Annotated in this window: 15 protein-coding genes, 1 pseudogene and 1 riboswitch; of the genes and pseudogenes, 10 read left to right on the top strand and 6 right to left on the bottom strand. The window is 68.0% G+C overall.

Going from position 1 to position 12,573, the window contains the following annotated elements:
• The 6 genes from WAW85_RS11680 to WAW85_RS11655 all read left to right on the top strand — a co-directional run.
• The coding region (locus WAW85_RS11680; RefSeq protein WP_422559777.1) for a CpaF family protein at positions 1-575 on the top strand (575 nt) is incomplete at its 5' end.
• A complete protein-coding gene (locus WAW85_RS11675) occupies positions 575-1,363 on the top strand; it encodes a type II secretion system F family protein (protein ID WP_422559776.1) in 789 nt (262 codons plus the stop codon). The genes WAW85_RS11680 and WAW85_RS11675, both read left to right, overlap by 1 nt.
• Positions 1,360-1,959, top strand: a complete 600-nt coding sequence (locus WAW85_RS11670; RefSeq protein ID WP_422559775.1) for a type II secretion system F family protein — start codon at positions 1,360-1,362, stop codon at positions 1,957-1,959. Before WAW85_RS11675 ends, WAW85_RS11670 begins: the two co-directional genes overlap by 4 nt.
• A gap of 210 nt (positions 1,960-2,169) precedes the next feature.
• Positions 2,170-2,391 (top strand): DUF4244 domain-containing protein, encoded by a 222-nt coding sequence (locus tag WAW85_RS11665; protein ID WP_422559774.1) that lies wholly within the window; start codon positions 2,170-2,172, stop codon positions 2,389-2,391.
• Positions 2,388-2,762 (top strand): TadE family type IV pilus minor pilin, encoded by a 375-nt coding sequence (locus tag WAW85_RS11660; RefSeq protein ID WP_422559773.1) that lies wholly within the window; start codon positions 2,388-2,390, stop codon positions 2,760-2,762. Before WAW85_RS11665 ends, WAW85_RS11660 begins: the two co-directional genes overlap by 4 nt.
• Complete coding sequence (locus tag WAW85_RS11655) at positions 2,734-3,105, top strand: Rv3654c family TadE-like protein (RefSeq protein ID WP_422559772.1); 372 nt, start codon at positions 2,734-2,736, stop codon at positions 3,103-3,105. Before WAW85_RS11660 ends, WAW85_RS11655 begins: the two co-directional genes overlap by 29 nt.
• A gap of 9 nt (positions 3,106-3,114) precedes the next feature.
• On the opposite strand, the gene WAW85_RS11650 is transcribed toward WAW85_RS11655, so the two are convergent.
• Genes WAW85_RS11650 through WAW85_RS11640 form a run of 3 tightly spaced genes read right to left on the bottom strand, consistent with a single transcriptional unit; the run spans position 3,115 to position 7,946 of the window.
• Positions 3,115-5,523: a tetratricopeptide repeat protein gene (locus WAW85_RS11650; RefSeq protein ID WP_422559771.1), complete on the bottom strand. Its 2,409-nt coding sequence runs from the start codon at positions 5,521-5,523 to the stop codon at positions 3,115-3,117.
• Between the two features lie 3 nt (positions 5,524-5,526).
• Positions 5,527-6,507, bottom strand: a complete 981-nt coding sequence (locus WAW85_RS11645) for a glutamate ABC transporter substrate-binding protein (protein ID WP_422559770.1) — start codon at positions 6,505-6,507, stop codon at positions 5,527-5,529.
• Positions 6,504-7,946 carry a hypothetical protein gene (locus tag WAW85_RS11640; protein ID WP_422559769.1) on the bottom strand — a complete coding sequence of 481 codons (1,443 nt, stop codon included), beginning with the start codon at positions 7,944-7,946 and terminating at the stop codon, positions 6,504-6,506. The genes WAW85_RS11645 and WAW85_RS11640 overlap by 4 nt, the downstream gene beginning before the upstream one ends.
• Positions 7,947-8,070: 124 nt before the next feature.
• On the opposite strand from WAW85_RS11640, the gene WAW85_RS11635 reads away from it, so the two are divergent.
• On the top strand, positions 8,071-8,532 hold the full coding sequence (locus tag WAW85_RS11635; RefSeq protein WP_422559768.1) for an NUDIX domain-containing protein: 462 nt from the start codon (positions 8,071-8,073) through the stop codon (positions 8,530-8,532).
• A 5-nt stretch (positions 8,533-8,537) separates the two neighbouring features.
• Here the strand turns inward: WAW85_RS11635 and WAW85_RS11630 are convergent, their stop codons facing one another.
• Both WAW85_RS11630 and thiE read right to left on the bottom strand, forming a co-directional pair.
• Positions 8,538-8,900, bottom strand: a complete 363-nt coding sequence (locus WAW85_RS11630; protein WP_422559767.1) for a hypothetical protein — start codon at positions 8,898-8,900, stop codon at positions 8,538-8,540.
• 268 nt (positions 8,901-9,168) lie between these two features.
• Entirely contained in the window at positions 9,169-9,831 is a 663-nt protein-coding gene (gene thiE, locus WAW85_RS11625) for a thiamine phosphate synthase (RefSeq protein WP_422559766.1), read from the bottom strand.
• Between the two features lie 18 nt (positions 9,832-9,849).
• A riboswitch (TPP riboswitch) is annotated at positions 9,850-9,964 on the top strand.
• Here thiE and WAW85_RS11620 point away from each other — a divergent pair.
• From WAW85_RS11620 to WAW85_RS11610, 3 genes are all read left to right on the top strand, one after another.
• On the top strand, positions 9,953-11,005 hold the full coding sequence (locus WAW85_RS11620) for an FAD-dependent oxidoreductase (protein ID WP_422559765.1): 1,053 nt from the start codon (positions 9,953-9,955) through the stop codon (positions 11,003-11,005). (Overlaps the previous riboswitch by 12 nt.)
• Positions 11,002-11,220, top strand: a complete 219-nt coding sequence (gene thiS / locus WAW85_RS11615) for a sulfur carrier protein ThiS (RefSeq protein WP_422559764.1) — start codon at positions 11,002-11,004, stop codon at positions 11,218-11,220. Before WAW85_RS11620 ends, thiS begins: the two co-directional genes overlap by 4 nt.
• On the top strand, positions 11,213-11,974 hold the full coding sequence (locus tag WAW85_RS11610; RefSeq protein ID WP_422559763.1) for a thiazole synthase: 762 nt from the start codon (positions 11,213-11,215) through the stop codon (positions 11,972-11,974). The genes thiS and WAW85_RS11610 overlap by 8 nt, the downstream gene beginning before the upstream one ends.
• Here the strand turns inward: WAW85_RS11610 and WAW85_RS11605 are convergent.
• Positions 11,971-12,573 (bottom strand): annotated as a pseudogene (locus tag WAW85_RS11605) (EamA/RhaT family transporter); the annotation flags it as partial. The gene WAW85_RS11610 and the pseudogene WAW85_RS11605 sit on opposite strands and share 4 nt — an antisense overlap.

Genomic DNA, 12,573 nt, shown 5'->3' with positions numbered 1-12,573 from the left:
TACGGGACCTGGTGGGCGACGTGGTCGCGCAGCGGCGGGCGTTCCTCGTGGTTGGCGGAACAGGTGCTGGTAAGAGCACGCTGCTCAATGCCCTTCTGGGGCAGGTGGATGCGCGTGAACGTCTGGTGCTTGTGGAGGACGCGCCGGAGCTTGATCCCCAGCATCCGCATGTGGTGCGACTGGTGGCTAGGCCGCCGAACGTCGAAGGTGTCGGCGAGGTGTCCGTGCGCACGTTGGTCCGCCAGGCGCTGCGGATGCGACCGGACCGGATCGTGATCGGTGAGGTCCGCGGGGCCGAGGTGATCGACCTGCTGACTGCCCTCAACACCGGGCATGAGGGCTGCGCGGGGACGCTGCACGCAAACTCTGTGACCGAGGTACCCGCGCGCATGGAAGCGCTTGCCGCACTGGGTGGAATGGGTCGTGACGCGCTACACAGTCAGCTCGGTGCGGCGCTCGATGTAGTCCTCGGGGTAGCGCGGCGACCGGACGGTCGGCGGGGGCTCGCCGAGATCGGTACGGTGCAGCGGGCGAGTGACGGAATGGTGTCGATCCGGACCATGTGGTCGCGATGATGACCGCCGGATGTGTCGTGCTGGTGGCACTGGCGGTGCTCTGCTGGCCGTCGGCGACGGCAGCACGCCGGGTGCTGGTTCTAGGTGGTGCGCCTGCTCGGCGCCGAGTCCGCCCTGGAGTGATCGTGATGGTGCTGGCCATCGTTCCGGTTGTCGGGGCGGTTGTCGGTATGGGTGCGGGTATTGCGATGGGGATTGTTGCCGCGGTAGTGATTTCGCGCCACCGAGCGGCATCAGCCAGGGCCTCCCGAGATTCCCGCGAGGCTGATCTGGCTCGGGCACTCGGGGTGGTGGTGGCGGAGATGTCGGTCGGCGCACCATTGGTCGCTGCCTGCCGAGTGGCCGCGGCGGAGCTCGATGATGCCGATTCGGTGGTCGCCGTCGAACTAGGGCGCATCGCGGCACATGTCGAACTGGGTGGCGGTGTGGATCCGGCGGTGATTTCCGAGGAGCTACCCGGGTTGCGGAGGCTGGCCGATGCGTGGACGGTGTCGGCGGCACACGGGCTGCCGATGGTCGATCTGCTGGAGGCATTGCGCCGGGATCTGGTGCAGCGCAAAGAGTTTGCCGCTCGAACAAAGGCGGCCCTCGCCGGACCGCGGGCCACTGCTACGGTGCTCGCCTGCCTGCCGTTACTCGGACTCGGCTTGGGGCAACTGATCGGTGCGCGGCCGGTGGCGGTGCTGCTCGGTACGCCGATCGGATCGATGTTGCTGGTGTTCGGAGTGACCCTAGCCGCCGCGGGAGTGCGTTGGGCGGACGCGATCGTCGCCCGGGCTGCGCGATGACTATTGCGCTGATCGCGATCGCCGTGGCACTGGCCGTGTGGCCGGTGCCAGGCCCGGCCCTGACGCGGGTGACCAGCCGGGACCGGCCGGGGCGACTCGACATGCTGTTTCACGGGGAACCGCGCTGGATCGGGCGGACGGCTCGTGAGCCAGATCCCTTCGCGATCGCCGCCGCCTACGATCTCCTGGCGGTCTGTCTGCGCGCCGGCCTGCCGGTCGGGGTGGCCGCGTCGGTGGCCGCCGATCGGGCCCCGGAACCGTTGGCCGGAGCTCTGATGAGGGCCGCCGAGCTCCTCGCCCTCGGTGCCGACCCGGCCCAGGCGTGGTCGTCTGGCGGGAAGCCGGACGAGAGCTTCGGCGAGTTGTCCATGCTCGCGCGCCGCGCGGCCCGCGCGGGATCGTCGTTAGCCGAAGCGATCGCCGGGTTGGCCGAGGCCACCCGGGTTGCTGCCCAGACGCAGGCACTGGCCCGGGCCGAACGGGCTGGCGTCACCATCAGTGGCCCGCTCGGCCTCTGCTTCCTTCCGGCATTCGTCTGCCTCGGCATCGTGCCCGTCGTGGTTGGCCTCGCCGACGGCATGCTCAGCCAATGGTGACCGTTCCCACGCCCTTCCGCTGCTCGCGCCGCCGCTCCCGGTTCCGGCGACCTCCGGGGCGGGCGCCCGAGTGGCCGGACGGCGCGGGAAGCGGTGGAGGGCGCGTGATACCTGCGCGGGCGGTTCGGGCCGGGGTCGGCGTGTCGGGGAACCGGATCGCGGCGCTATGCGTCTAAAGAACGAGCATCCATACAACACAGGGGGAATCCGATGGGGTCGAACAATTTTGGGCGGTCGCTGCTGGACCGGGCAGGAGCGGAAACAACCCGGCTGATGAGCGACGAGAGCGGCATGAGTACCGTGGAATACGCACTGGGTACGGTCGCCGCAGCAGCCTTCGGCGCGATCCTGTACAGCGTGGTCACTGGTGAAAATGTAGTGTCCGCGCTGACCGGGATCATCAGCAAAGCACTGTCCACGTCGGTGGGATGAGCCAGCCATGGTGGCGACGGCTTGCGGCGGACGAGACCGGGATGGTGACCGTCGAGGCCGCCTATGCCCTCGCGGCCCTCGCCGCATTCGTGGTCCTGGGCGTGGGAGCGATCGGCGGGGTGGTGGCTCAGCTCCGCTGCGCCGATGCGGCCCGTGAAGTGGCCCGGCTCGCGGCGGTTGGGGATACCCAAGCGGCCGCGGTCGGAGCCCGGGTGGCGCCGTCCGGTGCGCGGATCGAGGTGCGAACGCAGGGTGACCAGGTGGTCGCTACGGTGGTCGCGAAGATCCCACTCCTCCCGCTGCTCGACATCTCCGCGCGCAGCGTCGCCGCCGTCGAACCGAATGCGGCAGCGGCATCGACTGTGGACTGACGACGACGGCTCGGCGACCATCGCCGCCGCGCTGGCGATCGCGGGCCTCGCTGCACTGCTGCTGATGGTGATTTACCTGGGCGCCGCCGTGCTGGCCCGCCACCGGGCACAGCACGCTGCCGATCTGGCTGCGCTCGCCGGGGCGATCGCTGCCGTCCACGGTGCAGCCAACCCCTGTGCCCGCGCCCGCTCGATCGCCGCGGCCCAGGACGGTGCGCCACAGGTGCAGCGCTGCACCCTGGACGGACAGGACTTACTGGTCGCCGTCACGGTCCGCGTCCGCCTCGGAGCGTGGGGTGCGTCCGAAGCGAGTGCCCATGCGCGCGCGGGCCCCGCCGAGTGACGAATAGGGTCAGAACAGGGTGGCGGGTCGGACCAGGTTCGCCAGGTCCACGAGCATGAAGCGGTGTGCCCGATTGTCGCGGGTACGCCGGGCCAGTTCACGCAACGACTGCTCGGTGCCAGCGCGCAGACCGTGTTCGGTGAACGGATAACCGAGGAAACTCTCTGGCTCGGCAGGGGCAGCATCGCCCGCCTCCGGCTCCTCGAGGTGCGCCTCGACCCAGCCCAGTGCCGTGCCGAGCACGATCAGTTTGAGGCGCCCGAGCCGACCGTCCTCATCACGCAGACTAGACAGGCGTTCAGCGGCCTCGAAAAGCTCCTCGCGTTCCACCTCGCCGGGTGGTCGTCCGTGCACTAGACAGACGATGGCGCTCTGCTGGGCCACGCCGTAGTGGCGGCTCGTGGTCGGCACCTCGTCGAGGGGGTCGATGGCGTCGGTGTACCGGCCGTCGGCGATCAGCATGCGCGCCAGACCGAAGGCGGCGGTGACGATGGCGTGATCGGTGAGCCACAGGTCGTGGTATTGGTGTCGGGCGATGTCGAACCAGTGTTCCACCTGCGCGACCTGATCGTTGGACAGGCTTTCCTGGTCGTTAAGCCAATAGCCGATCAGCTCCGCCGTCCCGGCGACCGCAAGTTTCGGGGCCACCTCGCCGGGCAGCGACTCAAGGACCGTGTGGAATCGCTCGTACGCGAGCTCGGCGTCACCCTCCTGCAGCGCGCAGATGCCAAGGTGCCAGTTCACCCGCCACGAATCGCCATGCTTCTCGCCGATCTCCTTGAGTAGGCGGAGCGCGATGTCCAGGTTGCCCAATTCCAGGTGCGCGCGCGCCTCGGCCAAGTCCACCTCGACGGACCCGGCGATCAGCTCTTTGCCCGACGGACCGGCGGTACCGTCGTCCTCGGAGACCAGACCGGGGAAGCCGTCCATCCGGGCCACCTTGATACTGTCGAGCACCTGCCGAGGGTAGGTCAGCGCGGCCGAACTGAGCAGGCCAGCCGCCGGATCGGCCGGATCCACCAGTGGCACCGGCAAGGCCCGCGTGATGTCGGCGGGGTTGGGATTGGCGGCCTGACCCGGATCGAAGAATCCGTCGACCGGCGCCAGAATCAGGTTGGTGCCGAAGGTCGACCGCTGCGGTGTGAATACCTTTGACATCGCGGGCCGCGGCACGCCCGTGTGCAGTGCGACCGTCTCGCGAAGCACCGCGAGCACCTGGCCCGTCATCTCCTCGGTCGACTGAAAACGCTCCGCCGGATCGGTCGCGGTGGCTCGCTGCAGCAGGTAGTAGTACGACGGATTCGCGGCGAACAGGTCCGTGGTCTCGGGTGAGGGCAGACCGTCGACGTAGCGGCCCTGCTCCATCGGCAAGTCCAGCGTCAACGCTGCCAGAGTCCGCCCGATGCTGTAGATGTCGCTGGTCACCTGCGGGCCGGTCTCAACGATCTCCGGTGCCTGGAATCCGGGCGTGCCGTACAGGTGGCCGTAACCGTTGATCGCCGACACCGCGCCGAGGTCGATCAACTTCACCTCGTCGGAGGTGATCATGATGTTGTCCGGCTTGACGTCGTTGTAGACCAGACCGATCGAATGCAGGTAGCCGACGGCCGCAAGCACCTCAAGGATGTACGCCATCGCCTGCTCGATTGGCAGGTTGAGTTTGGCGCCGTCCGCGGCGGTCGTGAGCTGTTTGAGCGTATGACCGCCGACATACTCCATCACGATGTAGCCGAATTGGCGATCGTCGTCGTCGGTGTACTCGACGAAGTTGTAGATCTTGACCGTGCCTGGATCGTTGACCGAGGCGAGGAACTGACGCTCGGCGATCGCCACCGCGCGCGCCGCGGAATCCGACGAATTCAGCAGGCCCTTGAGCACCACGGGTCGGTCGGAGACGTTGTGGTCCACCGCCAGGTAGATCCACCCGAGTCCGCCGTGGGCGATCGCACCGGCGATCTCGTACTGGTCGGCCACGATGGTGCCGCGCTCCAGCCCGGGCACAAACGAATAGCGCGCCTCGCAGTTCGGGCAATGGCCGGTGAGCGGCCCGGTGTTCGGCCCCGACTCGCGGCCCACTGGCTTACCGCAGTTCCAGCAGAACCGCTTGTGTTCGACGATGATCGGGTTTGCCAGCACGGCGTCCTCCGGATCGATGTCGATCATCGGGGGCAGTTGCACCAGGTCGGCGCCGAGTCGGCGATCGTGCACGGGGTTCATTGGGCGGCGCCGGTGCGTCGGTCCGGTGCGCGTTGAGTCGGTGCGACCGGATGGCGTGGATTCCCCCGCGAACGGATCGAAGTGCTCGCCGGGAGCGGCCTGGGTGGCGGGCCCGCTGTCGACCTCGGGGTGCGCGCGGATATAGGTGAGCGGCGCAGTGGCCTGCGTTGGCACGTAATCGTCGTCGGGCATCTTGGTCATGAGTCAATCCCGGTAAGACGTCGGGGGAAGGGTGGCCGGGCCGAGTGGCGAGAGCCAGGTGTTGTACGCCTGTTGCCAGCTGCCGTCGGCGCGGCGTTGTTCCAGGACGCCGTTGACGAAGCGCACCATGTCGTTCGCACCCTGCGGGATCCCGATGCCGTAGTACTCGATGCCGATCGGCTGGCCGACGATCCGCACCCACGGGTCCTGCGAGGCGATACCGCTCAGGAGCGGCTCATCGCTGACGATCGCATCGACCTGGCCCTGCTGCATCATCACCAGGCAGTCCGCCCAGGTGTTGGTCGTGACCAGTTTGGCGTCAGGTACCTGGCGTTGAATCCGGGTGATCGGCGTGGAGTTCCGCGCTGCGCATACGGACTTGTCAGCCAGCCCTGCGACGCTCTCGATGCCCGAGTTGCGATACACCAGAACCCGTTGGGATGCAACGTAATACGGTGCGGAGAAATCGATCGACTCACGGCGCTCGCAAGTGATGGTCATCGACTTGGCGATGATGTCGACATTGCCGTCCCGCAGCGCTTGAATCCGGTCACCGGTGCCGAGAATCCGGTACTCGATCTTCACACTCCCGAAGATCGCCTCGGAGATCCAGCTCGCAACGTCGATGTCGAAACCGCGGATGTCGCCGGAGATCGGATCGCGGAAACTCAGCGGATTGCTGCCCGTGTCGGTACCGACGACGAGACGCCCACGCGATGCGATCCGCGCCATTGTCGAGCCCTCGGGCATCTGTCCGGCCGTGGGCAGCGGAGACATTGGACGCAAACTGGTGATCGCATCGCAGGACTGCGTCTCGACACCCTCCGCAGGCGGCGCTCCGAACGACGCTCCGGGCGGGGTCGGCACTACGGCGGTAGTGGTGGGCGGCGTGCCGGGAGGGAGCTCGGTGGCCGAGCAGCCGGCGAGGATCGCGGCGAGCGTCGCGGCGCCGGCGATCAGCAGTCGACTTCGGCGCGCAGTCATCGGTACTCCCGAATGCGAGGTATCAGGCCGCCGATACTGGCCAGCGCCGCGGCCACACATAGCCAGCCGATACCGGTGCCGGTGTAGCCGAGTAATCGTTGGGCATTGTGAATGCTGTTGCGGAAGGTCGACCGGGTCGATTCGATCGCGCCGAGCAGATCGGCGTCGACCTCGTTGTACCCGGTCGCAGTACTGATCGATCCGACGCCGATCGTCAGGGCGCGGGCGGCGGTGAAGTCGCCAGCGGCCAGGCGGCTGCTGACTTCGGAGTGCGCGCGTTCCCACTGGGTGATTGAGTCCTGCACACGCAGCAGCGGATCGTGCAGGCCCGGCTCATTGGGATGTTCGGCGAGCAGGGCTGCGGTTTTGCCGCGGATCTGCTCGATGGCGGCCTGGAAGTTCCGATCCCCGGTGCCGGGATCGCTGCGGCGGATCAACCCCAACGTTTCCACCGATCGAGCCTGCTGCGTCAGAATCCGCATCGTCGTCAACTCATGCAGTGGTTCGGCGCCCGAGCTCTTCGCAGTGTTGGCGGCGGCCACCGACATCAGGCCAGCCATCAGTAGCCACACAGTGCCCACACCCAGTGCGATTCCGGCGAGCACAAGGCCGACGTTGAAGTGCCTGCGGGTGCGGTGAGCGATGTACCGACCGCAGGCGAGCAGCATAAAGATGGTGCCGAACAGTGCGACGTACACGCCCCACGGCGGCACTGTGAGGGTGCGCTGTGGTTCGGAGATCGCGGCGGAACGACTGTCGTAGATGCGTTGTGCAGCAGGCAGAATCTCGTCCTGCATCAGCGTCGAGGCCTGCACGAGATAGGCCGAACCGACTGGGTTACCCAAGCGATTGTTTGTGCGGGCTGTCTCGATCACGCCGGTGTAGGTGGGGATCTGGACGGCCATCGTCTCCAAATCTGTCCGGACCGACAGCGCCGCGGCGGTACTGGTCGAGGTGGCCCCGCCGCCGTCGGTGGAGGCGATCAGGGCGACTCCGGCGCTAGCGATGGCATCGGCGTAGACGCGCCGGAGTTCCGGCGACTCTCGACCACCCGAGATGAACGCCGAGTTCGCTGCCGCATCAGCCACCGAGAGCGAGCTGTAGAGCACTTCGGCCGACTCGGCCAGCGGCTCACTCCGATCGATCAGCGATTCGAGGGTCTGACTGCGGGTGTTCAGCGTCGACGACGAGTACCACCCGGTGAGCACACAGGCCAGGGTCATCACAATCATGATCACCACCAGCTTCCCCGGTGTGGTGAGGGCATAGAACTTGAACGCCGTGATCGGCGAGCTCACCCGATCGCGGGTCATGGCGGCGATTTCCCGCCGGTCGGCGATCACTTGGCGTAGGCGCGGATTGGCCTGCGTGGACTCGGGCAGCACCGCGCGACTGGCATGGGTCAGCGCATCCCGAACCGACGCTTGAGGGCCGCTCACGTTCCGCCTTCCTCCCGTGGCCAAGACTAGTCGTCATGGCCGGAAAACTCGGGGCACCCGGTACCGTGGGGAGGAAATTTCCCTAATGGGAGTCACCAACCTGTCGGCACCAGGAGGGGCGCACGTGCGCGGAGATGGGGACGGCTGGGTCTTTGACCCCGATGGCGCACGCTATTGGGGTCGCCACGGCGCCGCCGGTTTGCTGCTGAGCACGCGCAGCGACGACGGCGTCGCGGTGCTGCTGCAGCACCGCGCAGTCTGGTCGCATCAGGGTGGGACGTGGGGGTTGCCCGGTGGTGCGCGTGACTCGCACGAGTCGGCCCAGGACGCCGCGATTCGCGAAGCCGAAGAGGAAGCAGGCATCGACCGTTCGGTGATCGAAGTGCTCGAGTCGGAGGTGACCCACGAGGCGGTCAGCGGCTGGACCTACACCACGGTGATCGCGCGCGTGCCCGAGCCGGTGGTCACGGTGGCGAACGGCGAATCGGCCGAACTGCGCTGGGTGGTCGAGGGTGACGTCGACGACCTTCCCCTGCACCCGGGTTTCGGCCGCGCCTGGCCGACGCTGCGCAATCGCTTGCGCTGACCAAGTCAGACCAGTTGGTTGGCGGCGGAGATCAACGCGCGGACGGTCGCCTCGTCGCCGGTGGCGGCCCGCCCGTATGCCCAGCACTGCTGCCCGTTGCGCTCGCACTGCAGGTACGCGGCGATCTGGGTGCCGTCGTTCTGGTGATAGAGCGAGACGATTTCGACTCCGGCGTCCAGGTCGTACAGCATTTCGCTCATCGCGCCGATGGTGCCGAACGCCTCGGCTTTCAGGTGGTGGGGGCGGGAGTCGACGGTCAGCGTCGCGGCACAGCAGACGGTGTCGCCGGGGCCGGGTCGGGTATCGAGCTGTTGCAGCGCGATGGTGCCGCGCGGGGCAAAAGTGCCCTCGAAGTGGTCGGTGGTCATGTGATCGCTATCCGCGGGGAACCAGCTCGGCGGCTGTCGGCGGAACGTCTGATGGTCACGATCACAGCGTGGCCGGTGAATGGTAATACTGGGCATCGGGAAGCTTCTTTGCGGTCGAAATTTTGGTGACCGACGAAAATAATGTGGAGACGACGAACCCGCAGCGGGGGGTCGGTCGAATCAGACCCCGCTGCGGCGGGTTACTAGAAGCGTGCACGTCATGATGTCCGCCAGCTTACGCGGATCCGGCGGCGCAGCAAACTGTCCGTCAGTGCGGCAGGGCGGCGCGTAGGCGGCGGGCGGCGTCGGCCGGATCAGACGCTGCGGTTAAGGCCCGCACGACGACGATGCGCGTCGCCCCCGCGCCGGTCGCCTCGGGCACCCGCGCCTCGTCGATCCCGCCGATGGCGAACCAGGGTTTGGTCGTGGCACCGGCGGCGGCGCGGACTAGGCCCAGTCCGGTGGCGGTGCGGCCCGGTTTGGTGGGCGTCGACCAGCACGGTCCGGTGCAAAAGTAGTCGATGTCGGGGTTGTTCGCGGCGGCGCGCATCTGCGCGTCGTCGTGCGTGGACAGCCCGAGCAGCATGTCGGGACCGACGATGCGGCGGGCGGCGGTCGGCGGCAGATCGCCCTGCCCGAGGTGCAGCACATCGACGCCGGCAAGGGCGGCGATGTCGGCGCGGTCGTTGACCGACAGCAGAGCGCCGGCCGCACGCGTCACCTCGCGCAGGCGGCCCAGCAGGTCCAGCTCTTCGGCGGCCTCGAGGGCGCCGAATTCGCGGGCGCCGGGCGACCCTTTATCGCGTAGTTGCACCAGGTCGACACCGCCCTCGAGGGCCGCTGTGACGAACTCGATCAGGTCGCCGCGTTCGCGCCGTGCATCGGTGCACAGGTACAACCGGGAGTCGGCCAGCCGCTGACGAAGTTCCATGGCCGCTAGGCTAGAGCAGAGAAACGACACGGGTGCCCGGGGGATCGCCGGGCTGAGACCGCGGGCTGCCGCCGCGAGACCGTTGAACCTGCTCCGGGTCATGCCGGCGAAGGGAGGGCGAGTGGGCGCGCAAGTGACGGTCGTCGGCGGTGGAGCCGTCGGGCTGACCTGTGCGCTGGCCGCGATCGACGACGGCTGGCGCGTGCGGATCTATGACGACGGACCGCAGCGCCGCGCCGCGCAGGTCGCTGGCGGCATGCTCGGCTGCCTCGGCGAAGCCGGCCCCGGTGACGACGCGCTCCTCGAGCTGTCCGCCGAGTCGGTGGCGCGCTGGCCCGCACTGCTGGCTCGTCTGAATGATCCGAACATCGTCGTCGCCGACGACACTCTGCTGATCGCCGGTTCGGCCGCTGACCGCGCCTACCTCGACGACGCGGTGGCCTTTCTGCAGGCGCGGCTGCCGGGCGCGAGAATCGTCGCGCAGTCGGCGAGCGAGTTGCGTGCCCGGGAACCGGCGCTGACCCGCGCACCGTCCGGCGGCTACCGGCTGACCGGCGAGGGTGCGGTGGACAACCGTGCCTTCCTGGCTGCACTGCGTCGGAGACTCGTCGACGCCGGTGCCGAACTGGTCGAGCGCCGCGTCGACGACGTCGCCGATCTCGCGGGCGAGGCCACCCAAGTTCTGATCGCTGCGGGGCTGGAGTCGTCGTCGTTGGTACCGGGCGGGCTGCCGGGGCTGCGCGGGGAGAAGGGTGAGATCCTGCGTCTGCGGCGCACCGCCGAATCGGTGCCGCCACCGCGGCATGTGATCCGCGGCCGGTGGCACGGACGCAACGTGTATTTGGTGCCGCGACCCGGCGGGTTGGTGCTCGGCGCCACCCAATACGAGTCGTACGACCACTCTGACCGCGGTCCACAAGCTGGCGGGGTCGCGGACTTGCTTACCGATGCTTGCGAGCTGTTCCCGGGCTTGCGCACCTATGAACTCGTCGAGGTGTCGGCCGGGATCCGCCCCATGTCCGACGACGGACTACCGATCGTCCGGCGCCTCGACGACCGCACTATCGTCGCCGCCGGACACGGCCGCAACGGCTTTGCGTTGTCGCCGGGAACGGCGCAGCAGGTGCGCAAACTCCTTGGCTCCCCAGCGGATTACGAGAGGAATACGGCATGAGTGACGAGAGAACGGCGGTGAAGGTCACCGTCAACGGAGCGTTGGTCGTCCTGGAGGGTGCGCCCGATGTGACCGCGTTGTTGACGCACCTGGGATTGCCCGACTGCGGGGTTGCCGTGGCGATCGACGGGATGGTGCGCCCACAGTCCCGCTGGAGTGAGCTTGTGCCAGCCGATTCGGTCGTTGACATCGTGACGGCGGTGCAGGGTGGCTGACGACAGCTTGCAGATTGCCGGCCGCACCTTCGGTTCCCGGCTCATCATGGGCACCGGTGGTGCGCCGAACCTGGCGGTGCTGGCCGACGCGCTGGACGCTTCGGGCACTGAGCTGACCACCGTTGCTATGCGCCGAGTGAGCCCGGCGTCGGGCACTGGTCTGCTAGACCTGTTGCGCCGGAAGAACATTCAGATACTGCCGAATACCGCGGGATGTCATACGGCGGCCGAGGCGCTGCTGACCGCTCGGCTTGCCCGCGAAGCGGTCGGTACCGAGCTGGTCAAGCTCGAGGTGGTCGCCGACGACCGCACGCTGCTCCCGGATTCGGTGGAACTGCTCGACGCGGCGGCCGCGCTGGTGGCCGACGGTTTCGCCGTGCTCGCATACACCAACGACGATCCGGTGCTCGCCCGGAAACTCGAAGACACCGGCGTGGCCGCGGTGATGCCGCTCGGCTCGCCCATCGGCACCGGGCTGGGCATCGCCAACCCGCACAACATCGAGATGATCGTCGCCCGGGCCGGGGTTCCGGTGGTACTCGACGCTGGGATCGGCACGGCCAGCGATGCGGCGTTAGCGATGGAACTCGGGTGCGACGCAGTGCTTCTCGCCACCGCGGTTACCCGCGCGCAGAACCCGGTGGCGATGGCCGCGGCGATGGCGCATGCGGTCCGGGCCGGACATCTGGCTGCGGGTGCGGGCCGGATACCGAAGCGCTTCTGGGCGCAGGCCTCGTCACCCGCCGTGAACTAACTCAGGACCTTGTTGTCTTCGGGGGCTTCGCCGAACTGGGCGGGGTCGCTGGAGCCGAAGTAGGCAACCAGCATTGCGCCGATCACTGAGCCGATGAAGGCCGCGATGGCCAGCCAGGCCAGGCCGGGCAGGGCGTGGTCGCCCAGGAACAGCACGCCGATGGTGCTGGGGGCGGCGGTCTCGCCGACCACCAGAACCGCGGTGACGCCGTTGACCGCACCGGACTGCAAGGCGACGGTTTGGATGTAGAAGCCGGTGGCGCCGGCGACGGCAATGGCCCAGGCGGCGGGATCGGTGAGCAGTGCGCCGAGGTCGAATGGCGCGACACCGTCGAGGACCCGCACAGCCACCGCGATGACACCGAATTGTAGGCCGCCGGTGAAACCGCCGAGATAGGCCGAGAACCGCCCCAAGTTGTAGACGCCCCACAGTCCGATCCCGGCGATCACGAATGCGGCGATCAGCAGGCCCCAGTGGAACAGGTGCGAGGCGTAATCGCGGGTATCGGGCGACGACGAGAAACCGAGGAGGCAGAGCGAGAGCACCACGGCCCAAATGGCGACCCAGTCGCGGGTATGCAGTTTGACGTTCAGCATGAA

This window comes from Gordonia sp. (in: high G+C Gram-positive bacteria), from assembly GCF_049299075.1.
In the GTDB taxonomy this organism is placed as follows: domain Bacteria; phylum Actinomycetota; class Actinomycetes; order Mycobacteriales; family Mycobacteriaceae; genus Gordonia.
The sequence above is the reverse complement of the archived record's forward strand: the minus strand, read 5'-3'. Positions and strand labels throughout refer to the sequence as shown.